The organism is Ornithinimicrobium flavum (assembly GCF_004526345.1).
In the GTDB taxonomy this organism is placed as follows: Bacteria; Actinomycetota; Actinomycetes; order Actinomycetales; family Dermatophilaceae; genus Ornithinicoccus; species Ornithinicoccus flavus.
Map to the genome: position 1 here is coordinate 1149186 of NZ_CP038213.1, position 19374 is coordinate 1168559.

The 19374-nt window shown below is 73.4% G+C and carries 24 protein-coding genes and 2 pseudogenes; 11 read left to right on the forward strand and 15 right to left on the reverse strand.

Annotation, left to right across the window (positions count from 1 at the left end; genetic code table 11):
* Positions 1–17 precede the first annotated feature (17 nt).
* From E3Z34_RS05380 to E3Z34_RS20100, 4 genes and pseudogenes are all read right to left on the reverse strand, one after another.
* A complete protein-coding gene (locus tag E3Z34_RS05380) occupies positions 18–272 on the reverse strand; it encodes a hypothetical protein (RefSeq protein WP_134772776.1) in 255 nt (84 codons plus the stop codon).
* Entirely contained in the window at positions 227–1048 is an 822-nt protein-coding gene (locus E3Z34_RS18605) for a class I SAM-dependent methyltransferase (protein ID WP_238695362.1), read from the reverse strand. The genes E3Z34_RS05380 and E3Z34_RS18605 overlap by 46 nt, the downstream gene beginning before the upstream one ends.
* 698 nt (positions 1049–1746) lie before the next feature.
* The gene (locus E3Z34_RS18610; RefSeq protein WP_238695363.1) at positions 1747–1902 is read right to left on the reverse strand and encodes a hypothetical protein; all 156 of its coding nucleotides are present in this window, start codon (positions 1900–1902) and stop codon (positions 1747–1749) included.
* Positions 1903–1966: 64 nt separating this feature from the next.
* A pseudogene (locus tag E3Z34_RS20100) lies at positions 1967–2811 on the reverse strand (MFS transporter); the annotation flags it as partial.
* 195 nt (positions 2812–3006) lie between these two features.
* Between E3Z34_RS20100 and E3Z34_RS05395 the strand changes: the two are divergent.
* Both E3Z34_RS05395 and E3Z34_RS05400 read left to right on the forward strand, forming a co-directional pair.
* Positions 3007–3351, forward strand: coding sequence for a VOC family protein (locus E3Z34_RS05395; RefSeq protein ID WP_238695365.1), 345 nt, complete (start codon positions 3007–3009; stop codon positions 3349–3351).
* 9 nt (positions 3352–3360) lie between these two features.
* Positions 3361–3777 (forward strand): VOC family protein, encoded by a 417-nt coding sequence (locus E3Z34_RS05400; RefSeq protein WP_134772777.1) that lies wholly within the window; start codon positions 3361–3363, stop codon positions 3775–3777.
* On the opposite strand, the gene E3Z34_RS05405 is transcribed toward E3Z34_RS05400, so the two are convergent.
* From E3Z34_RS05405 to E3Z34_RS05415, 3 genes are read right to left on the reverse strand one after another with little or no spacing between them, the layout of a single operon-like run.
* The gene (locus E3Z34_RS05405) at positions 3747–4166 is read right to left on the reverse strand and encodes a DUF5655 domain-containing protein (protein ID WP_134772778.1); all 420 of its coding nucleotides are present in this window, start codon (positions 4164–4166) and stop codon (positions 3747–3749) included. The genes E3Z34_RS05400 and E3Z34_RS05405 overlap by 31 nt on opposite strands.
* Complete coding sequence (locus tag E3Z34_RS05410) at positions 4159–4536, reverse strand: TraR/DksA family transcriptional regulator (protein ID WP_238695366.1); 378 nt, start codon at positions 4534–4536, stop codon at positions 4159–4161. The genes E3Z34_RS05405 and E3Z34_RS05410 overlap by 8 nt, the downstream gene beginning before the upstream one ends.
* Before the next feature lie 14 nt (positions 4537–4550).
* Positions 4551–5594 (reverse strand): tocopherol cyclase family protein, encoded by a 1044-nt coding sequence (locus E3Z34_RS05415; protein WP_134772779.1) that lies wholly within the window; start codon positions 5592–5594, stop codon positions 4551–4553.
* A gap of 40 nt (positions 5595–5634) precedes the next feature.
* Here E3Z34_RS05415 and E3Z34_RS20105 point away from each other — a divergent pair, with 40 nt between their 5' ends.
* The 6 genes from E3Z34_RS20105 to E3Z34_RS05445 all read left to right on the forward strand — a co-directional run bounded on the left by E3Z34_RS20105 (position 5635) and on the right by E3Z34_RS05445 (position 10425).
* Positions 5635–5691, forward strand: a complete 57-nt coding sequence (locus E3Z34_RS20105; protein WP_134774764.1) for a hypothetical protein — start codon at positions 5635–5637, stop codon at positions 5689–5691.
* Positions 5692–5778: 87 nt separating this feature from the next.
* Positions 5779–7209, forward strand: a complete 1431-nt coding sequence (locus tag E3Z34_RS05425) for a hemolysin family protein (RefSeq protein ID WP_134772780.1) — start codon at positions 5779–5781, stop codon at positions 7207–7209.
* The gene (locus E3Z34_RS05430; RefSeq protein WP_134772781.1) at positions 7206–8252 is read left to right on the forward strand and encodes a CNNM domain-containing protein; all 1047 of its coding nucleotides are present in this window, start codon (positions 7206–7208) and stop codon (positions 8250–8252) included. Before E3Z34_RS05425 ends, E3Z34_RS05430 begins: the two co-directional genes overlap by 4 nt.
* 115 nt (positions 8253–8367) lie before the next feature.
* Complete coding sequence (locus tag E3Z34_RS05435) at positions 8368–9471, forward strand: DNA glycosylase AlkZ-like family protein (protein WP_134772782.1); 1104 nt, start codon at positions 8368–8370, stop codon at positions 9469–9471.
* Positions 9472–9475: 4 nt separating this feature from the next.
* Positions 9476–10057, forward strand: a complete 582-nt coding sequence (locus E3Z34_RS05440; RefSeq protein ID WP_134772783.1) for a dihydrofolate reductase family protein — start codon at positions 9476–9478, stop codon at positions 10055–10057.
* Positions 10057–10425 (forward strand): GntR family transcriptional regulator, encoded by a 369-nt coding sequence (locus E3Z34_RS05445; protein ID WP_134772784.1) that lies wholly within the window; start codon positions 10057–10059, stop codon positions 10423–10425. The genes E3Z34_RS05440 and E3Z34_RS05445 overlap by 1 nt, the downstream gene beginning before the upstream one ends.
* 34 nt (positions 10426–10459) lie before the next feature.
* On the opposite strand, the gene E3Z34_RS05450 is transcribed toward E3Z34_RS05445, so the two are convergent.
* Together E3Z34_RS05450 and E3Z34_RS18145 are read right to left on the reverse strand one after the other, a co-directional pair.
* On the reverse strand, positions 10460–11113 hold the full coding sequence (locus tag E3Z34_RS05450; protein ID WP_134772785.1) for a YceI family protein: 654 nt from the start codon (positions 11111–11113) through the stop codon (positions 10460–10462).
* A gap of 163 nt (positions 11114–11276) precedes the next feature.
* Positions 11277–11804: a Rossmann-fold NAD(P)-binding domain-containing protein gene (locus E3Z34_RS18145; protein ID WP_202977027.1), complete on the reverse strand. Its 528-nt coding sequence runs from the start codon at positions 11802–11804 to the stop codon at positions 11277–11279.
* A gap of 5 nt (positions 11805–11809) precedes the next feature.
* Here E3Z34_RS18145 and E3Z34_RS18150 point away from each other — a divergent pair, with 5 nt between their 5' ends.
* Positions 11810–12013: a hypothetical protein gene (locus tag E3Z34_RS18150; protein ID WP_202977028.1), complete on the forward strand. Its 204-nt coding sequence runs from the start codon at positions 11810–11812 to the stop codon at positions 12011–12013.
* On the opposite strand, the pseudogene E3Z34_RS20110 reads toward E3Z34_RS18150, so the two are convergent.
* The 3 genes and pseudogenes from E3Z34_RS20110 to E3Z34_RS05465 form a co-directional block, all read right to left on the reverse strand.
* Positions 11929–12327, reverse strand: a pseudogene (locus E3Z34_RS20110) (NAD(P)H-binding protein); the annotation flags it as partial. The gene E3Z34_RS18150 and the pseudogene E3Z34_RS20110 overlap by 85 nt on opposite strands.
* A 73-nt stretch (positions 12328–12400) precedes the next feature.
* Entirely contained in the window at positions 12401–13138 is a 738-nt protein-coding gene (locus E3Z34_RS05460; protein WP_134772786.1) for a class I SAM-dependent methyltransferase, read from the reverse strand.
* A 183-nt stretch (positions 13139–13321) separates the two neighbouring features.
* Complete coding sequence (locus E3Z34_RS05465; protein ID WP_134772787.1) at positions 13322–14794, reverse strand: DUF5129 domain-containing protein; 1473 nt, start codon at positions 14792–14794, stop codon at positions 13322–13324.
* A gap of 71 nt (positions 14795–14865) precedes the next feature.
* Here E3Z34_RS05465 and E3Z34_RS05470 point away from each other — a divergent pair, with 71 nt between their 5' ends.
* Both E3Z34_RS05470 and E3Z34_RS05475 read left to right on the forward strand, forming a co-directional pair.
* Positions 14866–15861: a GTP pyrophosphokinase gene (locus tag E3Z34_RS05470; RefSeq protein ID WP_134772788.1), complete on the forward strand. Its 996-nt coding sequence runs from the start codon at positions 14866–14868 to the stop codon at positions 15859–15861.
* 111 nt (positions 15862–15972) lie between these two features.
* Complete coding sequence (locus tag E3Z34_RS05475; RefSeq protein WP_134772789.1) at positions 15973–16503, forward strand: hypothetical protein; 531 nt, start codon at positions 15973–15975, stop codon at positions 16501–16503.
* 10 nt (positions 16504–16513) lie between these two features.
* Here E3Z34_RS05475 and E3Z34_RS05480 read toward each other — a convergent pair whose 3' ends face one another.
* The 3 genes from E3Z34_RS05480 to E3Z34_RS05490 all read right to left on the reverse strand — a co-directional run bounded on the left by E3Z34_RS05480 (position 16514) and on the right by E3Z34_RS05490 (position 19373).
* Positions 16514–17083 (reverse strand): NADPH-dependent FMN reductase, encoded by a 570-nt coding sequence (locus E3Z34_RS05480; RefSeq protein ID WP_134774766.1) that lies wholly within the window; start codon positions 17081–17083, stop codon positions 16514–16516.
* Positions 17084–17218: 135 nt separating this feature from the next.
* Positions 17219–18256: an LLM class flavin-dependent oxidoreductase gene (locus E3Z34_RS05485; protein WP_202977029.1), complete on the reverse strand. Its 1038-nt coding sequence runs from the start codon at positions 18254–18256 to the stop codon at positions 17219–17221.
* A 61-nt stretch (positions 18257–18317) separates the two neighbouring features.
* Complete coding sequence (locus E3Z34_RS05490; RefSeq protein ID WP_134772790.1) at positions 18318–19373, reverse strand: alcohol dehydrogenase catalytic domain-containing protein; 1056 nt, start codon at positions 19371–19373, stop codon at positions 18318–18320.
* Position 19374: the final 1 nt, after the last annotated feature.

Sequence of the window (19374 nt, forward strand, 5' to 3'; positions counted from 1 at the left end):
GGCGCAGGGTATGCCGCTCACCGCCCCGGCAGCTGGGCCAGCACGTCGCCGTAGAAGGTGACCTGGGTCCCCGCCGGCAGGCCCGTCTCAGGGTCGTCGGAGGGGAGGATGAAGAAGGTCTCGTAGGAGCAGATCGTCTGTGGGCGGGGGTTGCGACCGGCGACCGCGCCGTTGCCCTTGTAGTCCGCCTCGCCGAACTGGATCTCGACGATGTCGCCCTCCGGTGTCACGGCGACGGCGCCACCGCCGAGGAAGGCGAGAGGCAGCAGCACGCCGGGCTCACCCACGAGGTGACCGGGGGTGAAGGGGCCGTTGCCGCTCGTCCAGATCGTGTAGGACTGGCCGTTGTCGCAGTCGAGGTCGAGGTACTCCGCGTTCGGCGGGGCGGCGGTGGCGGCACCCGCGCCTCTAGCAGGAGAAGGGTGGCGGCGGCGGTGGCGATCGTGGTGCGCATGGAAGTCTCCGTGAGGTCGGAGGGGCCCCGATGGTCCCTACCCGGTCGACCGTAGGACCGGCGCCGACGGAGGCACCATACGCAGTGGTGCGTATGTGCGGTCTCGTGCGCGCCCCGCTCAGACGGCCTCGAGCGCGAAGAAGAGGAAGCCGATGAAGGCCCGCCCGCGCAGGGGCGGCAGCAGCTCCGGAGGGGTGTCCGGCGCCGGCGACGGCTCGGTGATCGCGGTGATGCGGAAGCGGCGGAGGCGAAGGCCGCAGCCATGTCGTGCAGCGGCCGGTGCCAGAAGGTCAGCACCGCCGCCCGCCCGTCGAAGGTGTAGTCCTCGGTGTACTGCGTGACGGAGAAGTAGTCGGCCTGGGGGTAGACGATGGTGTAGGCGCCGGGGTGGTTCACCGACACCAGCAGCCGACCCCCCGGCCTCAGCACCCGCCGCAGCTCGGTGAGCGGCCCGGACCAGTCCTGCAGGTAGTGCAGCACGAGCGAGGCGACCACCAGGTCGAACTCGGCGTCGCCGAAGGGCAGCGGTTCACCGAGATCGGCCTCGTGCAGGTCGGCCTCCTCGCCCAGCCTGCGGCGGGCCAGGTCGACCATCGCCGCGCTCGCCGTCGACGCCGCTCACGGCCGCGCCCCGGTCGAGCGGGCCGCCGACAGCGGCCCGGAGCCGCATCCCGCGTCGAGGACCCGCAGACCGGAGACGTCCCCCGGCCAGACGCAGCATCTCGGGCCGCTCTAGTAGGCGTTGAAGAGGCTCGACTCGTTCTCAGCGGCGTAGGCGGCCGCGAAGCTGTCGTAGGCGGGCCGTGCCGGTCGTCTCGTTCTCGGCGGAGGACATCTGCCATGTCTAACCGCTCGGCTGGCGCTGGCGGGGACGGCGCGCTGAGCGCTCGTCCCGGTCTCGGGCGCGCGAGCAAGGTCGCGACACGCCGGGCCGGACGACCTCCCAGGGTGCATGTGAACCCATCAGGTCGGTCTGGGCGGGCGAGTCTCGACCCGCAGGCGTCAGGTGGCTGGGTCGTCGGGCTGAGACGGGCGGGACAGCCCGGGCAGCAGCGCCTGGCCCTCCCGCAGCGCCTGCATGGCCCCGGGGGTGCTGGCCGATCAACGCGTGCCCCTTGCGGCGGTAGCGGACGAGCTGCAGGGCTCCGAGGGCCCAGAACGGGAACTGCACCGCCATCGCGACCCGGAAGTCGGCCAGCTCGTAGGTCGCGGGACCGCCGGGGACCGGTGGTCCAGGATCAGCCCGATGAGCCCGATCGTCATCAGGGAGGCGACGAACCCGCCGACGTTGATCATCCCGCTCGCCGGCCGTAGCGCTCGGAGGGGTGGAAGGTGCGGGCCAGGTCGAAGCTGACCATCGACCCCGGCCCACCCACGGCCGTGACCATCACCATGACCACGAGCAGCACAGGGGTGCGGGGCCCGGCCAGAGCAGCACCACGGCCCACGTGGGGCGATGGCGGCCACCAGGAGCAGGACCAGCGACGAGCGGTGGTAGGGGACCCGGCTGGTCAGCACCCCGATGAGAGGGCCCGCCACCATCGCGGTCACGGTCATCAGGATGAGCATCCCGCTGGCCACCGTCGACTCCAGACCCTGCGCGATGAGGAACGGATAGCCCCACAGCATGGTGAAGACCGTCGGCCCGAACTGCGAGGAGAAGTGGACCCACAGGCCCAGCCGGGTCCCGGGGTTGCCCCATACCTCGGCCATGGTCCGGGCCAGCGCGCGGATCTTGATGCGCTCGACGACCTCACCGGTGTAGGGGGAGTCGCGCACGAGCAGCAGCAGCGCGATGCCCAGCACGACCCCGGCCCCGGCGGCGATGCCGTAGGACCAGGTCCAGCCGAAGCGAGCCAGCGCCGCGCCAGCGGGGTCGCGGCGGCGACCGCCCCGAGCTGACCGACCATGCTGGTCAGCTGGGTGACCATCGGAGCCTGCTTGACGCGGAACCACAGGGCGATGAGCCGCAGGAGGCTGGTGAAGACCATGGCGTCCCCGCAGCCCAGCAGGACACGGGCCGCGACGCCCGCCTCGAAGGTGCCGGCGAAGGCGAACCAGAACTGGCCGGCGGTCATCAGCGTGAGACCGACCAGCATGAGCAGCTTCGACCCGTAGCGGTCGATGAGCACGCCGACGGGGATCTGCATGGCCGCGTACACGGCCAGCTGCAGGACCGTGAAGGTGGACAGCTGGGCGGCGGTGATGTCGAACCGCTCGGCGGCCACGATCCCCGCCACGGACAACGAGGTGCGGTGGAAGACGGCCAGGGTGTAGACGCTCAGGCCCACCAGCCAGATCACCCAGGCGCGACGCCGCCCGATGTTGTGCACCTGTCGCCGGAGCTGAGCAGCCATCGTGCGTCCCGTCCCTCCTCTCCGGTGGCGGTGCCCGCGGCACCAGGCTCAGTATGGGGTCGTGCCCCTCCGGGGCACGACCCGTCCTGCCGACCATCGGAGGAGGCGTGGTGCACCCTCGCATCAACGTGATCACCCTGGCCGTGACCGACCTCGACCGGTCGCTCGGCTTCTACCGGGCTGGAGTCGCCGGGGGTGGTCGGCACCGAGTTCCCCGGGGACGCGAGCAGCCCGGCGGGGGACGTCGCGATGTTCGAGCTCGAGGGCGGTCTGGTGCTGGCCCTCTACCCCCGCACCGAGCTGGCCAAGGACGCCAACGTCGCGGTCGGCCCGCCGAGCAGCGGAGAGTTCAGCATCGGGCAGATCGTCGGGACGGTGTCGGAGGTCGACGCGGCGCTGGCCGAGGCCCTGGCGGCGGGGGCCACCTGGACCGAGGAGCCGTACGAACGCCCCTGGGGCATGTACTCCGGCTACTTCCGCGACCCCGACGGCCACCTGTGGGAGATCGTCTGCGACACCAGCGCGAAGGCGGACCTCTAGGCTGCCCGGATGACCGCACTGGCGCCCTACCTCTTCCTGCCCGGCACCGCCCGCGAGGCGCTGACCTTCTGGGCCGACGTCTTCGGCGGAACGGCGCAGGTGCACTCCCTGGCCGACTTCGGCAGGTCGGACGGTCCGCCGGAGGCCGTCGCCCACGGTGAGCTGACGGGGGGACCGGTCACGCTGTTCGCCGCCGACGCGACCGGGGACCAGGCGCCGTTCCGCTGCGAGGGCCTGCTGCTCTCCCTCCTGGGCGCCGCGCCCCCCGCGACGCTGCACGAGTGGTTCGCGAGGCTCGCCGAGGGCGGTCAGGTCGTGGACGACCTGCAGACCCGCCCCTGGGGGGCCACGGACGGCCAGGTCGTCGACCGCTACGGCCTGTCCTGGCTCATCGGCTACGAGGAGCAGGAGCCGGACTCCCGCTGACGACCCGGCCCGGAGCCGGCCGCCCAGGCCTCCGTGAGCCAGCCGACGACCTCGTCGTCCACCTCCGCTGGAGCGCTGAGCTCGACGTGGTGCACCCACACCCCGGGCGAGGGATGGGCGACCTCCTTGACGCGGGCGGAGACCAGCTCGCGCGGCAGGGCGAGGGAGAGCACTGCGGGCACGTCGCTGCGGACGTACTGTCCCGGGCGCCAGACGTAGGCGAACCCGCGGCGGCGCCGGAAGGCGACCTGGCTCTTGGTGACCCGCACGCCCGCCTCGCCGATCGCGGCCACGGCGTCCTGCACCGCGCGGCACACCGCCAGTCCCTGCGGGAACCCTCGGAAGAGGTCCTCCGGCACGAGGTCGCGATCCTCGGGCCCCTCAGGCATGACGGACGCACGTCCGCGCGGTTGGTCGGGCCTCGAGACGTCCGGGGGCGATCGGCTCGCCGCATTGCTCGCAGAGGCCGTACGTCCCCTCCTCCACCCGGGCGATCGCGGCCTCCACCTCCGCCAGGTGCCGCCGCGCCTGGGCGGTCACGGCCGCCAGCTGGGCCCGCTCGAAGGCGATCGTCTGCCCCTCGGGGTCGTGCTCGTCGTCGGCGTTGGAGTCGCGGGACGCCTCGAAGAAGCCCCGCATGTCCACCTCCAGCTGCACCAGACGCTGCTGCACGGCGGTGCGCTCCGCGGCGAGCCGCGCAGCCGGGTCCTCGGCGGCGGGAGGGCCGGGGGAGTCGGGGGAGTCAGGGGTCGGGGGCATGGCCGCGCGTCCCCTCACCGCACCGGCTCGGGCCGGCCACCGCGCCTGGCCAGCTCGGCCTCCGCCCGCGCCAGCCCTCCGTGCTCCAGGCCGGCCAGGTATGACGTGCCCCGCCAGACCGGTCGTCCGCGCCGGGCCACGCGTACCTCGAGCGTCCCGGCGAGGTGCTCCAGGGCGCCCGGGGTGTTGCGCGCCTGCGAGGGGAGGGGTACGGGCAGCACGTGCGCCTCCGGCAGGGGAGAGGCCGCGTCGACCTCGACCTGCCAGCCGTTGACGCGGTCCACCCCGCGCAGCCGCCAGGAGTCGTCGGCGACCTCGGCCTGCACCGGAGTGACCACCGGGTCCCCGAGGCGCAGCACCCGACCCGTGGGGAGGCGGACGACCAGCGCGGTCACCTCGGTGCGCAACGGCATACCCAGCGGTCGGGCGTGGACCTGACCCCCGGCGAAGGCGACGCACGCCTCAGCCTCGGCGAAGGCGTGCGCCTGCCCCCACCACCAGGCGTCGGGGAAGCCCTCCGCCCCCCAGTTCTTCTCGCCGTAGACCTGGGCGCCCCGGAGGGTCCACGTCCGCCCGCCGACGACCGCGGTGCCACTCGCCCGGCCGCCGAGCAGCCAGGGGTGCCAGTACTGGTTGAGCCGGGGCACCGCGTGGAAGACGCTGGACCCGCCGAGGAGCCGTGGCCACCGGTGCAGGGGCTCGATCCGCAGGTCGACCCGGGCGTCCACCCCGAGGTCGACCCGCAGGTGGTGCGCGGTCCCCTCGATCGCCCAGCCGTCGGCCCCGCGACCTCCACGGGCGCCGAGGCCACCGGGCGCCGCCTCCGCACCGGGCAGGGCCTCCGTCCGCAGGAAGCCGTCGGAGCTGGCCATCCCGACCGTGGCCCAGGGGCCGTCCGGCCCCTGGTTGACGCCGACCAGCGCGATGAGCGAGCGGCCGGCGGCACCGTCGGTCACCCGCCAGAAGTAGCCCTCCATCGCGACGCCCGGATGCGAGCGGCGAGGGTCCTGCCACGGCAGGTCGGCGCCGCTGCCGCGGTAGCGCCCGAGCAGGTCCACAGGCCCACCCTAGTGACGTGAGAACGCGGACGCGGTCGTCCTGGACGTCCGCCCCCACAGCGAGTACGCCGCCGGTCACGTGCCCGGTGCTCCCTGAGCCTGGGTATTCTTGCCCGGTGACGACGCGCTCGGCCCCTGCTGACGACCGCCCCCGACATACCCCGCGCCGACGGTGGGTGACGGCATGACCGAGGCCGTCCTGCTCCTGCTGGCGGGGATCGTGGTGATCCTGCTGATCATCGCGGCGAACGGTTACTTCGTGGCCCAGGAGTTCGCCTACATGTCGGTCGACCGCAACCGGCTGGCCTCCCGCGCCCGCGGCGGGGACGCGGCGGCCGAAAGGGCCCTGAAGGTCACGCGGCGGACCTCCTTCATGCTGTCCGGCGCCCAGCTGGGCATCACCGTGACCGGCCTGATGGTCGGGTATGTCGCGGAGCCCATGGTCGGGTCCGCGCTGGGCGTCCTGCTGGGCGGGGCGGGGGTGCCCGAGTCCGTGAGCATCCTGGTCGGCACCGTCGGGGTGCTGGCCGTCGCGACCGTCGTGCAGATGCTCTTCGGTGAGCTCTACCCCAAGAACCTGGCGATCGCCAATGCCGAGCCGATGGCCCGGTGGATGGCCCGGTCCACGCTGATCTACCTGGCTGTCTTCGGCTGGTTGATCGCCTTCTTCGACAGGTCGGCCAACCTGCTGCTGCGGCTGGTCCGCATCGAGCCGATCCACGACCTCGACACCAGCGCGACCGCCGAGGACCTCGAGCGCATCGTCGCCGACTCCCGCGACAGCGGCGACCTGCCGCTGGAGATGTCGATGCTGCTGGACCGCATCCTGGACTTCCCCGACCAGGACGTGGAGCACGCGATGGTGCCCCGGGGCCGGGTGGACACGGTGACCCCCGGCATGACGGTGGCCGAGCTGCGGACCCTCATGGCGCACGCCCACACCCGCTACCCGGTCGTCGACGGTGAGGGGCAGGCCGTGGGGGTGGTGCAGCTCGGGGACATCCTGCGCCTGCCCGCGGACTCCGGCACCGCGGTGGGTGAGGTCATGCGCCCACCGGTCATCGTCCCCACCCTCATGCCCCTGCCGGCGGCGGTGGCCGAGCTGGACGAGGCCGGCGAGCAGCTGGCCTGCGTCGTGGACGAGTACGGCGGGTTCGCGGGCGTGCTGACCATGGAGGACCTGGCCGAGGAGCTCGTGGGGGAGATCACCGACGAGCACGACGCCGAGATGCCGGAGCAGATCCTGGGCGGCGAGGACGACGAGTGGCGGATGGACGGTGACGTGCACGTGGACGAGGTCGAGCGTGCCGTCGGGCACCGGCTGCCCGAGGGTGACTTCGAGACCGTCGCGGGGCTGCTGATCGCGCAGACCGGTGACCTGCCCGACGTCGGGGAGGTGGTGACCGTCGAGCTGCCGCAGGACCCCTCCGAGCTCGTCTCGGACGAGCCGGTGCTGCGCAGCCTCGCGGTCGAGGTCCTCGAGGTGGAGCGGCACGTGCCCAGCGAGGTCCGGGTCCGCCTGCTCACCCGGCCGGCCGACGAGGTGGTCCCCGAGCCTGCGGAGCCGCAGGACGAGGACCAGGACGAGGACCAGGACGAGGAGGAGCGGCGATGACCGACCCCCTCGTCGTGGTGCTGGTGACGGTCGCGCTCATCGTCGCGAGCGCCTTCTTCGTCATCATCGAGTTCGCTTTGCTGGGCGCGCGCCGCCACCGCCTGGAGCTGGAGGCGCCCACGTCGCGCTCGGCCCGGTCCGCCCTGCGCGGGATGAACGAGCTCACGCTCATGCTGGCCGGGGCGCAGCTGGGCATCACCGCAGCCACCTTCGCCCTCGGTGCGATCACCAAGCCGGCGGTGGACGCCTGGCTGGGCCCGCTCCTCACCGGGGTCGGGGTGCCCGAGTGGGTGGCCGGTGGCACCTCCTTCGCGCTGTCGCTGCTGTTCGTGACCTTCCTGCACCTGGTCGTGGGGGAGATGGCCCCCAAGTCCTGGGCGATCGCCCACCCCGAGCGGGCGGCCAAGCTCGTCTCGCCCCCCGGACGGGCCTTCGTGTGGATCGTCCGGCCGCTGCTGCTGGGCATCAACAACCTCGCCAACCGGCTCGTGGCCGCCAGCGGTGTCACCCCGGTGGAGCGGGCTGCGGTGGGAGGTCAGGACGCCGACACGATCCGGTCCCTCGTCGAGCACTCCGCGCAGAAGGGGACCCTGGAGGGCGCCTTCCAGCGGCAGATCGACCGGGTGATCGACCTCGAGCAGCTGACCCTGGGCGACCTGGTGCCGGAGGACCAGCACCCGACGGCCGTCGGGGTGGAGGCCACCGTCGCGGAGGTGCAGGAGGCTGCCGCCGGCAGCGGGCACCTGCGGATCCTGCTGGCGGCGCACGACGGGAGCGCGGCGGGAGTGGTGCACGTGCGCGACACGCTGCTGCACGACGCCCACCACCAGGTCCGCCTGCTGGCGCGCCCCGCCTTCGTCCTCGATCCCGGCACCCCGGTCTACGAGGCGCTCGCGCGGATGCGTGAGCGGGGCGAGCAGCTGACGGTCGTGGCCGGACCTGACCGCACCCACGGGGTGGTGAGCGTCTCGGACATCATGCACCGCGTGCTGCCCAGCAGGGTGCTCGTGGACCCCGCGCTCGGCCCGCCCGAGGCTCGCTGACCACCCAGTTCCCGCCGGGGACCGGGGCGCTCCGAGGCCATTCCCGTCACCTGTCCCGCGCGCTCGCGGCCCCGCGGGAGCGTCGCTACCGTGGGGGTGTGGGGATGCCACGCCCGTGATCGAGCTCTCGGCCCGCGACGCGCGCCGGCTGGCGGTGAGCGCCCAGCTGCTGGCGCGGCCGCGACCGCACGACCTGATCGGCACCGCCGCCGGCCTGGGGGCCGTCCAGGTCGACCACACGGCCCACGTCGCCCCCAGTGCCGAGCTGGTCCTGTGGAGCCGCCTCGGGAGCCGGGTGAGCCGGGCGGCGATCGAGGACGCGATCGGGTCGGGCCGGCTCGTGGAGATCCGCGGATTCCTCCGCCCGGCCCGGGACGTCGCGCTCTTCACCGCCGAGATGGCCGCGTGGCCGGGGCCCGACCCGCCGGCCTACCGGGTGGCCGAGGAGCGCTGGGTGCACGCCAACCGGCACGCACGCGACGAGATCCTGGAGCAGCTGCGGGCCGACGGTCCCCTGCCCGCGCGGGAGCTGTCCGCCGACTTCGCCGTCGACTGGCGCTCGTCCGGGTGGAACGACACCAAGAACGTCCCGATGATGCTGGAGCGTCTGGAGGAGCGCGGTGAGGTCGCCGTCTCCCACCGCCTGGGGCGCGAGCGCGTCTGGGACCTGGCGGCCCGCATCCACCCCGACGAGCCGCCCGTGCCGCTGGAGCAGGCGCTGGCCGAGCGGTCCCGGCGACGGTTGCGCGCCCTCGGCCTCGCCCGCGTCAAGGGCCCTGCATGCCCGGTCGAGCCGCTGGACGTGGGCGAGGTCGGGGAGCCGGCCCGGGTGGCGGGCGTCCGCGGCGAGTGGCGGGTGGACCCGGCGCTGCTGCATACCCCCTTCTCGGGGCGGACCGCCCTGCTCTCCCCCCTGGACCGGCTCGTCCTCGACCGGCGGCGGATGGAGGAGATCTTCGGCTTCGACTACGCGCTGGAGATGTACAAGCCCGCCGCGCAACGGATCTGGGGCTACTACGCGCTGCCCGTGCTGCACCTGGACCGGCTCGTCGGCAAGGTCGACGCGCGGGCCGACCGCGAGGATGGCGTGCTGCGGGTCGATAGGCTGCACGAGGACGCGCCGTGGTCCGGCAGCGTCCGCTCGGCGGTCGAGGTGGAGCTGCGGTCGCTGGCCCGGTTCCTCGACCTCGGGCTGGTGCTCCCCGGCAGGAAGGGCTGAGGGTATGGGGCAGCTCGTCTACGTCTCGATCGGCTCCCTCGACGGGTTCGTGGCCGACACCGACGGCAACTTCGACTGGAGCGCCCCCGACGAGGAGGTGCACGCCTACCTCAACGAGCGCGACGCTCAGGTGAGCGTGGAGCTCTACGGGCGCCGGCTCTACGAGGTGATGCAGGTGTGGGAGACCTACGGCACCGGGCCGGACGCCACGGAGGTGGAGAGGGTCTACGGCGAGCAGTGGCGGGGCCGGCCCAAGGTGGTCTACTCGAGCACCCTGGCCTCGGTCGGCACCGCGCGGACCCGTCTGGAGAGGCGCTTCGATCCTCGCGCGGTCCGACGCCTCGTCGAGGAGGCCGAGGGCCAGGTCAGCATCGGCGGCCCCGAGCTCGCGGGCCACGCCCTCCGTGCCGGCCTCGTCGCCCGCGTCGAGTGCTACGTCGCCCCCGTCGTCGTGGGAGGCGGCACGCCGTGGCTGCCCGCCGGCCTGCACCTCGACCTCAGGCTGGAGGAGGAGTACCGGTTCTCCTCCGGCGTGGTCCACCTGGCCTACGAGGTGCTCCCCGGTGGACCGGCGGGGGAGGCGTGATGCTGCGGATCGACCCGGAGTCCCCGGACCCACCCTTCGCCCAGCTGCGGGCGCAGATCCTGGCCGGCGTCGGCGACGGCAGCCTCGCTCCGGGGGACCGGCTGCCGACGGTGCGCGCCCTGGCCGGGGAGCTCGGCCTCGCCGCCAACACGGTCGCCCGGGCCTACCGCGAGCTGGAGGCCGACGGCGTGCTGGAGGGTCGGGGCCGGTCAGGGACGTTCGTGCGCTCCACCGTCACCGCGGGGAGGGCGGCCTCCGCCGCCGCCTCGGGACGGGCGGCGGCGGAGCGGTATGCCGAGACCGTGCGGTCGCTCGGTCTGGACCCGCAGGAGGCCCTGGCGCTGGTGCGGCGGGCGCTGGACGCCTGAGCCGGGTGCTTCGGCCTGCCAGGGGCAGGGCGGCTCAGGCCGCCTTGATGGCGGAGACGTCGAAGACGAGCTTGACCTTCTCGCTGACCAGCACGCCACCGGTCTCCAGCGCCGCGTTCCACTCCAGGCCCCAGTCCTTGCGGTTGACCGAGGTCTCGCCCTCGAAGCCGGCGCGCAGGTTGCCGAAGGGGTCGCGGGCCACACCGGTGAAGGCGAGGTCGACGGTGACCGGACGGGTGACGTCCTTGATGGTGAGGTCGCCGGTGACGGTGAAGGTGTCGGCGTCGCCGCGCACGACGGAGGTCGAGACGAAGCGGACCTCGGGGTAGGTCTCCACGTCGAAGAAGTCGGCCGAGCGCAGGTGGCCGTCGCGGTCGGCGTTGCCGGTGTTGATGCTGGCGGCCTTCATCGTCACCGTGACCGAGGAGGTGGACGGGTCGGCGGCGTCGAGCACACCGACACCCTCGACCTCGTCGAAGCTGCCGCGGACGTTGGTCACCATGGCGTGTCGGGCCACGAAACCGATGCTCGTGTGGCTCGGGTCGATGGTCCAGGTGCCGGTGAGCTCGTCGGCGGCCGGGACCTCGGCGACGAGGGTGCCGGTGGCGGCCGGGGCGGCGGTGTCGGCGCCCGAGGTCGACGGGGTGGTGGCGGGGGTGGACTTCTTGAACCAGTCGAGCAGGCCCATGATGACTCCTTAAGTTGACGTGTCACGTTCAAGATCCAGCGTAGGGGAGGCGTGTGTGACATGTCAACTAGTCGCCCGGACGGCGCGCCGCGCACGGCACGCGCGTGGCAGCGCGCCTGAGGGGAGCTCCGCCAGACGTCGGTGCCCGTCGGTGCCCGTCGGCTCAGCGCTGCAGCCGCTCCACCGCGTCCCGGGCGACGTCGACGGCCTTGGCCAGGACCGGCCGGTCCTCACCGCCGGAGGCCCAGGACGGATCCTGCGGCATCGGGCCCATCGGGTCCGCCACGTCCGGGTCCGCGTGGCCTGCGGCGCTCTGGTCGGCCAGCGAGCGCCGGATCGCCTCGTCCAGCCCGAGCAGCTGATGCCCCTCGGGCAGCAGGTCGCGCAGGAAGTCGTCCTCGCCGCAGACCATGTCGTGGTGGAGGCTCTCGACGAGCGCCTCCACGGTCGGGGTCGGCACGTCGGTGAGGGAGCCCACGAGGGTGCCGACCAGGTCCGTGGGCAGGAACGGCACCTCGACCTGCGGTCGTTCCAGCCCGGCGAGGTCGGCGTAACGGTCGAGCAGCTCGGCGTAGGGCAGCCGCTCCGGCCCACCGATGTCGTAGCTGCGCGAGGGGACGTCGGCCGTCAGCGACCCGACGAGCGCGGCCAGGGCGTCGACGACCGCGATGGGCTGCACGTCGGAGTTCATCACACGTGGGCACGGTCTGCACGGGCATCCGCTCGCTCACCTGGCGGATGATCTCGAAGGATGTCGACCCGCTGCCCAGCAGCACCGCCGCCCGCAGGGACAGCACCATGGCCGGTGAGTCGGCGAGCACCTGCTCGACCTCGAGCCGGGAGCGGATGTGGTCGCTCAGCTCGTCCTCCTCCACGGGGGGCACGATCCCGGAGAGGTAGACCACCCGCGAGGTGCCGTGCCGGGCGACGGCGTCCGCGACGTTGCGGGCGGCCGCACGGTCCTTGCCCGCGAAGTCGCTGCCGCCCCCCATGCCGTGGATGAGGTAGTAGACCGCGTCGACCCCTTCGACCGCCGCGTCCACCTGCCCGGCGTCGGCGACGTCCATCTCGACGGTGGTGACCCGCTCGGACCACCACGGCCCCTCCCGGGAGGGGTCGCTCGTGGTCGTCCTCACCTCGTGTCCCTCGGCGAGCAGGAGAGGGACGAGCCGACCACCGACATAACCGGTCGCACCGGTGACGAGAACCTTCATCGGGCAAGGACACCAGTCACCGGGCCGGACCGCAACGCAGGGCACGGCGGGTGGGGGCGCAGCGGCGGGGACCTCAGGCTGCGGGCACCGTCCCCACGGCGGCGCGGGCCACGGCGCGCAGCGTGAAGGACCCCTGCGGCGAACCGAGGCGGTCGAGGTATGCCGCGCGCAGCGTGGCGCGCCGGTCCTCCGGCTGGGCGACCAGGTAGGCACCGGCCGGCCCGACGCCCAGCAGGAACGTGGACCAGAGCTCGTCGGTGTCCGCATACCCCGAGGTGACGGTGAGGTGCTCCTCGGCGACGTGCGTGAGGCCGGCCCCGGACAGCAGGGCCGTGAGCTGTCCCGGGCGGCCGAAGCGCATGGTCCCCAGCTCGCCGGGGGCGTCCGGGTCCACCGACTCGGCGGCGTCCCAGAAGGCACGCAGCATCTCCATCCCGCCCTCGTAGTCCCAGACGCAGGCCGCCACCCGCCCGCCGGGCACGACCACCCGCGACATCTCGCGGACCGCCCGCTCGGCGTCGGAGACGAAGTGCAGCACCAGCTGGGCCAGGGCGAGGTCGACGGTGTCGTCGTCCCACGGCAGCGTCTCGGCGGGCGCCTCGCGCAGGTCCACGTCGGGCAGCGCGGCCCGGCAGGCGGCGAGCTGGGCGGGGGAGGGGTCGCACCCGGCCACCCGGTCGGTGCCCAGCCGCGCCACCAGCTCCCTCGTCAGTGCCCCGGTGCCACAGCCCACGTCCAGCGCCCGCTGCCCGGCCGACACCCCGGCCAGGTCGGCGAGCAGGGGGGCCAGGGCGACGGAGTACCGGCCCATGAAGGCGTCGTAGGCGTCTCCGCCGCTGGTGAAGGTGCGGACGGATCGCTGTGCACGGCTCTTGTGTCACATTCATCGCCCGAACGTTGAATGTGACACATGTGCCGGCCGGGGGGTGGGGCGGGATGTGGACGGGGCGGGGTGGTGCGGGCTCCGCGACGTGCGGGCCTCGCACCGGCGGGGTCAGAAGCGGGAGGAGCTGCCCGCGCCGCTGAAGCTGCCGCCGCCGCTGTAGCCGGAGGTGGACCCGGAGGTGGCGGACCGGGCCTGCTCGACCTCGCTGGTCCCGGTGGAGTAGCCGCTGCGGAAGGAGCTGACGGCGTACCATGTCCAGGCCGGGTGGGCCGTGCTGACGATCGTCGGCTCGGCGGGGTGGCCGGAGCGGCCCGTGCGCATGGCCTCGGCGAGGGTGCGCTGCTCGTCCTCGTCCTCGCTGAACGTGCGGGCGACGACCCCGGCGAGGTCGTCGAGCAGGCTGCTCAGCTGGTCGCGGGTGGCGCGCAGGTGGTCCAGGGCGTCGTCGGGGGTGACCTCCCCAGCCTCCAGCTCGGCCCGCATCCGGTCCAGCCTCACCAGCTCGCGGCTGGCGAAGCTGCGCAGCGCCCGTGACTCCGCCGTCCCCCGGGCCGCGTCCGGCAGCTCCTCGCCGAGCAGCGGCTCCACCGCCTCGAGGTCGCGCCGCAGCGGCGCGGTCTCGCGCTCCCAGACCTCGGGCCAGGCGGAGTCCAGGTTGAGGAGGGTCGCGGTGCCGGCGATGACGTCGTCCAGCTCGTCCAGGGCCCGGGCCTTGTCACGGTATGCGGTGAGCCTGGCCACGGACTCCTTGGTGTCGTAGTCCCGCTCCGGGATCGACCGGGCCTCGTTGCTGAGCTCGGTCAGCTCCCGCACCCCGCGGGCGTAGTCGTCGTAGCGCCGCAGCATCGCCCCGCCGTAGCGCGTGCCGTCCGGGATGAGGCGGGCGTGCAGCTCGGTCACCTCGGCGTCCCGCACGACGGCAGCCATCCGCCGGTCACCCTCGGCGCGGGCCTCCCGGCTGCGGCCCGCCCGGCGCAGGCCGACCCCGAGGTAGGCCCCGGAGGCGACCAGGGTCGCGAGCGAGGCGGCCCCGGCGGCGACACCGCCGCCCGTCGTGCGCAGGAAGGGTGCGTTCATCCGGGCGGCCGCGGCCTCCACCCCGACGACCGCCCCCTCGGTCCACCGGCCGGCGCGCAGGTCGTCCTTGGTCGCGTCCTGGATCTCCAGCTGGCTGTCCTGCCCGACCTTGCGGTTCTCCCCGAAGTAGGTGCCGACCAGGCGCCCCTCCGGGTCGACGGCGTAGATGTAGAGGTCGTCGGCCCACGTCTGCCCGTCGGCGCTGAGCCACTCCGTGCGCGACTCCCGCGCGTGCGCCAGGACCGCGTCGTTGAGGGCGCGGTCGTCGGTCGCGGCGGCCGCCCCGCCGCGGGAGGTGAAGAGCGCCACCGTGGTCGGCTCGTGGAAGCGCACGTCCTCCACCGCGGCCCGCAGCGTCGGCTCGTGCAGGATCTCGGCGGTGTCGTCCACGACCACCTCGGACGCGGCGTGCTCCGGTGCCTGGGCGAGGAACAGCCCGACGCTCGTGCCCACCACGGCGAGCGACGCGAGCCCCCCGACCAGTCCCCTGCGCAGGTTCGACATACCTCTCCTCCGGTCCCCGACCCCCTGGTGAGCCGTCCCTGCCCACCCTACCGATGAGGCAGGCTGTCCCCATGGCGTCCTCCGACCCGCCCCGGATCCGACGGGCAGCGCAGCGTTACGCGACCGACCACGAGCAGTACCGTGCGGCGACCGACGCCTACCTCACCCTCGTGACCCAGCTGCTGGACGACGCCGGCATCAACTACCTCGACGTCAGCGGCCGCACCAAGACGGTCGAGTCCTACGCCGGGAAGCTCGCGCGGCGCGTCGACGGCCGGCTGGTCTACCCCGACCCGGGGCGGGACGTGACCGACCAGATCGGCATCCGGATCATCACCTACGTCCTGGCCGACGTGCAGGCCGTCGCTGAGCTCCTCGCCGACCAGCTCGTCGTCCTCGACGACCGCGACATGGGGCGGGAGACGGCGGCCGAGGGTCGGTGGGGCTACTCGAGCCGCCACCTGCTCATCGGTCTGGACCCGGTGCGGGAGAAGGCGAGGGGACCCATGAAGGGCCGGCGCGCCTCGGTCCAGATCAGGACGGTGCTGCAGCACGCGTGGGCCGAGTTCGAGCACGACATCCGCTACAAGGGCTCGGTCCCGGAGGCGCACGCCCCCGACTTCGACCGCCGCTTCACCCTTGCCGCCGGGCTGCTGGAGCTGGCGGACCAGCAGTTCACCTCCATCCGCGACCGCCTCCGCGAGGAGTCGACGCCCCCGGTCGAGGAAGCGGACGACGACCCCCGCATCGGCACGCAGGAGCTGTCCGCCTTCCTGGCCGGTCAGTTCGCCGACGCCGGCTGGTCACGGACCGACCACTACGCGTGGGTGTCCGGGCTGCTGCTCGAGCTCGGGATCACCTCGCTCGCCGAGCTCCGTGAGCTGCTCCGCACCGTCGACCTCGCCGCGATCGAGACCCGGATGGGCTACCGCTACCCGCCCGGCGCGGTCCGCCGCCTCGACGACGTGCTGCTGTCCGTCTTCACCGACCGGTATGTCGCGCTGCACGGCAACGCGCACCGGCGCGGCCTGCTCCGCTCGCGTCTGGAGAAGCTGGCGGGAGACTGAGCAGGCCCGCGCCGGCCACGCAGAACGGCGACCGGGAAGGTTGCGCGTCCGGAGCTCACCACCTGGGCGAGCTGAGACCATGCCGACACCGACATCGCAGGAGTGCACGCCATGACCTACCGCTACGGCCTGAAGTGGAACGTCCGCCGGGGCCACCCGGTCGAGGAGATCGACGAGGCGACCGCGCGAGAACGCTTCCGGGAGGGCCCCCAGTTCTCGGTGAGCAGGATCACGCACGGTCGGACCGTGCCGGACTACACCCTGAGCATGCAGCCCGGAGGCACCCATCTCCGGGTCCTGAAGTACGACGAGTTCGGCTCGACCGTCGAGATCTTCGACTTCTCGGAGCGGGAGGGCGATGACCGTCTCTTCATGAACGGCTACGCGGTCTACGTCTACCCCGACGACGCGACCCGGCCGCGGACGTTCTCCCAGGCGGTGGCGCACAAGTCCTGGGTCTTCCGGGAGGACGGCACCGCCACCTGCCGGGAGGTCGTCAAGCCGCAGCCCGACGCCCGGATCTCCGAGTACCGCGACCTTGACGTCTCCGGCCACTGGCGCGCCCGGCCCGCCTTCGGCGACTGGGACCGCTTCGGCGAGCACCCCGAGCCCGCCGGCGGGACCGCGGGCGGCCCCGCCTGACGACGAACGGTCAGGTGTCGCGCGGCAGGACCGTCAGCACCCGCTCGACGTGGTCGCGGAACTCCTGCATGTAGTCGGTGAGGACCTTCCGCAGCGACTCGTCGCTGACCTCGCCGTCCTCGCCGTAGACGTCCGCGTCGAAGGCGATGTACGCCTCGGGGGAGGTCATCTGCCGGGCGTTGCAGTAGCTCAGGACACCGCGCAGGCTCTGCTGGGCCAGCGCGGTCCCGAGCCCGCTGGGCGACGCGCCGATGACCCCGGCCGGCACGTGGTCGAAGGAGTTCTCTCCGTAGGGGCGGGAGGCCCAGTCCAGGGCGTTCTTCAGGGCGCCCGGGATGGAGCGGTTGTACTCCGGCGTGATGAACAGGACCGCGTCCGAGGCCGCGATCGCCTCCTTGAGGGCACGGCCCTCTGGCGGGTAGTCCTTGTCGTACTCCGGCGCGTAGAGGGGCAGGTCCTTGATCGAGATCTCCGTGAACTCCAGGTCGTCCGGGGCGTACCGGATCAGCGCCTTGCTCAGCGTCCGGTTGATCGACGTCGACGACAGGCTCCCGATGAAGTATCCGACCTGGTAGACCATGGTGTCCTCCTGTGCTCGGCGGTGCGGCCCGGGGTCGGGCGCGCACCCCAGGTTGGCAGACATCGCCCCGGCCCACACCTGGAGCGACGGTCACCGGCGGGGAGGCAGGCGGACGGACGGGCAGGCCGGGTGGGGTCAGGTCAGACGTCGCGCCAGCTCGACGATCGTGCGCTCCCGGTGCAGGTCACGGTCGACCGGGTCGGCGTCATACGCCCCCGCGACCGGCTGGACCATCACCTCGGCGACGTCGAAGCGGTCCGCGAGCTCGCGGACCCCGGCGGCGACCTCCTCGGCCGTGCCGACCAGCCAGGAGGCGGTCACCGCCTCGAAGGTCGGCCTGGGCAGCGGCAGGGGCGTGGCCTCCGCCTCCTCCACGGTCATGAGCGGTCGGCGCTGCATCGGCCCGGGGACCTGCAGGCTCGCCATCATGTGCTGGAAGGGGAGCGCGAGGCGGCGGGCCTCCTCGGTCGTGCCGGCGACGACGGCGTTCACGGTCAGGAAGGTCTGCGGCTCACCCTCGCCGGCGTAGGCGGAGCGGTAGAGTTCCAGCGCCTGCTCCGTGCCCCGGCCCGAGAAGTGGTGCGCGAAGACGTAGGGCAGTCCGAGCTGGGCGGCCAGGCGTGCGGAGTAGTCCGAGGACCCGAGCAGCCACACCGGCGGAGCCGCACCGGCCCGCGGCGTCGCGACCACCTCGTGCTGGTGGGTGCCGATCTGCACCGCGGCCCCCTCGGGGGACATGAAGGCCATCACCTGCTGGACGTACTCCGGGAAGCGCTGCACCTGGTCCTGCTCGGACAGGCCCGAGCGCAGGGCCCAGCTGGTCACCGGGTCGGTGCCGGGGGCCCGCCCGAGCCCCAGGTCGATCCGGCCCGGGTATGCGGCCTCGAGCAGGGCGAACTGCTCGGCCACCGCGAGCGGGGCGTGGTTGGGGAGCATGACGCCGCCGGAGCCGAACCGGATCCGGCGGGTGACCGCCGCGAGCATCCCGATCGTCACCGGCGGGCTCGTCGAGGCCACGGACAGGGTGTTGTGGTGCTCAGCCAGCCAGTACCGGTGCGCACCCGCCTCGTCCGCGGCCCGGGCCAGGCTGCGTGCCGCGTCCAGCGCCTGGGCGGTGGTCTGGCCGGAGCGGACGGGGAGCAGGTCGAGGACGGAGACGCGGATGGGTGACATGTCCCTCACCTTACGCCCGGGGCCGCACCGGCGGCTGACGGGGACGGCCCGGCCGACGCCGCTACCGGTCCGCCCCCGGGCGGATCACCGTCACACCCGGTGCCGCAGCCCCGCTCATCGCAGCGAGGGCCTGCGGCGCCTCGGACAGGCCGATGGTCCGGGTGAGGAAGCGCTCGGGCTCCAACCGACCGGCCGCGATGTCGGCCAGCAGCCGGGGGTAGTCGTGCGCCGGCATGCCGTGGCTGCCGAGCACCTGCAGCTCCTGGGCGATGACGACGTGCATCGGCACCGTCGCCCGGTCCTGCACCACCACCGGCGGCAGCAGCCCGATCTGCACGTGCCGGCCGCGCACCCGCAGGCTCAGCACCGCCGAGCGGACCGTCTCGACCAGACCGAGGGCGTCCACGGTGAGGTGCGCCCCGCCGCCGGTCGCGTCGCGGACCCGGTCGACCAGCGACGGGGACGACCCGTCCAGGGTGACGGCGGCCCCGACCTCGGCGGCCAGCGCCAGAGCATCCTGGCTGACGTCGACCGCCACGACCCGCGCACCGCGGGACGCGGCCACCATGACCGCGGCCAGCCCCACCCCGCCGCACCCGATCACGGCCACCTGCTCACCCTCGGCCACCTGGCCCACGTCGACGATGCCGCGGTACGCGGTGGCGAACCGGCAACCCAGCCCCGCGGCCACGTCGAAACCGACCCCGTCGGGCAGGGTGACGACGTTGGCGTCGGCCCACGGGATCGCGACCCGCTCGGCGAACGACCCCGGCCCGCTGAAGCCCGGCTGCCACTGCCGGGGGCAGACGTGGGAGTGGCCGGCACGGCATACCTCGCAGGTGCCGCAGCCGCAGACGAAGGGCACCACGACGCGCTCGCCGACCCGCACCCGCTCGACCCCGGCGCCGACCTGCTCGACGACGCCGGCGAACTCGTGCCCGGGCACGTGGGGGAGCGTGGCGATGTCGGGATCGTGCCCCTGCCAGCCGTGCCAGTCGGAGCGGCACAGGCCGGTCGCCTCGACCCGGATGACGACGCCGCCCGGCTCGGCGACCGGCTCCGGCACGTCGGTGAGGTAGGGGGTGGCCCCGAAGGAGTCGAACCGGACCGCGCGCATG

Excerpts from the sequence above, each read along its gene's own strand:
- E3Z34_RS05405 (WP_134772778.1), bottom strand. The coding sequence starts at position 4,166 with ATGCCTGAGGGGCCCGAGGATCGCGACCTCGTGCCGGAGGACCTCTTC.
- E3Z34_RS05460 (WP_134772786.1), bottom strand. The coding sequence starts at position 13,138 with ATGGGCCGGTACTCCGTCGCCCTGGCCCCCCTGCTCGCCGACCTGGCC.
- E3Z34_RS05485 (WP_202977029.1), bottom strand. The coding sequence starts at position 18,256 with ATGTCACCCATCCGCGTCTCCGTCCTCGACCTGCTCCCCGTCCGCTCC.
- E3Z34_RS05480 (WP_134774766.1), bottom strand. The coding sequence starts at position 17,083 with ATGGTCTACCAGGTCGGATACTTCATCGGGAGCCTGTCGTCGACGTCG.
- E3Z34_RS05410 (WP_238695366.1), bottom strand. The coding sequence starts at position 4,536 with ATGCCCCCGACCCCTGACTCCCCCGACTCCCCCGGCCCTCCCGCCGCC.
- E3Z34_RS18605 (WP_238695362.1), bottom strand. The coding sequence starts at position 1,048 with ATGGTCGACCTGGCCCGCCGCAGGCTGGGCGAGGAGGCCGACCTGCAC.
- E3Z34_RS05470 (WP_134772788.1), top strand. The coding sequence starts at position 14,866 with ATGGCGTCCTCCGACCCGCCCCGGATCCGACGGGCAGCGCAGCGTTAC.
- E3Z34_RS05490 (WP_134772790.1), bottom strand. The coding sequence starts at position 19,373 with ATGCGCGCGGTCCGGTTCGACTCCTTCGGGGCCACCCCCTACCTCACC.
- E3Z34_RS18145 (WP_202977027.1), bottom strand. The coding sequence starts at position 11,804 with ATGAACTCCGACGTGCAGCCCATCGCGGTCGTCGACGCCCTGGCCGCG.
- E3Z34_RS05475 (WP_134772789.1), top strand. The coding sequence starts at position 15,973 with ATGACCTACCGCTACGGCCTGAAGTGGAACGTCCGCCGGGGCCACCCG.
- E3Z34_RS05400 (WP_134772777.1), top strand. The coding sequence starts at position 3,361 with ATGACCGCACTGGCGCCCTACCTCTTCCTGCCCGGCACCGCCCGCGAG.
- E3Z34_RS05440 (WP_134772783.1), top strand. The coding sequence starts at position 9,476 with ATGGGGCAGCTCGTCTACGTCTCGATCGGCTCCCTCGACGGGTTCGTG.
- E3Z34_RS05430 (WP_134772781.1), top strand. The coding sequence starts at position 7,206 with ATGACCGACCCCCTCGTCGTGGTGCTGGTGACGGTCGCGCTCATCGTC.
- E3Z34_RS05445 (WP_134772784.1), top strand. The coding sequence starts at position 10,057 with ATGCTGCGGATCGACCCGGAGTCCCCGGACCCACCCTTCGCCCAGCTG.
- E3Z34_RS05450 (WP_134772785.1), bottom strand. The coding sequence starts at position 11,113 with ATGGGCCTGCTCGACTGGTTCAAGAAGTCCACCCCCGCCACCACCCCG.
- E3Z34_RS05425 (WP_134772780.1), top strand. The coding sequence starts at position 5,779 with ATGACCGAGGCCGTCCTGCTCCTGCTGGCGGGGATCGTGGTGATCCTG.
- E3Z34_RS05465 (WP_134772787.1), bottom strand. The coding sequence starts at position 14,794 with ATGTCGAACCTGCGCAGGGGACTGGTCGGGGGGCTCGCGTCGCTCGCC.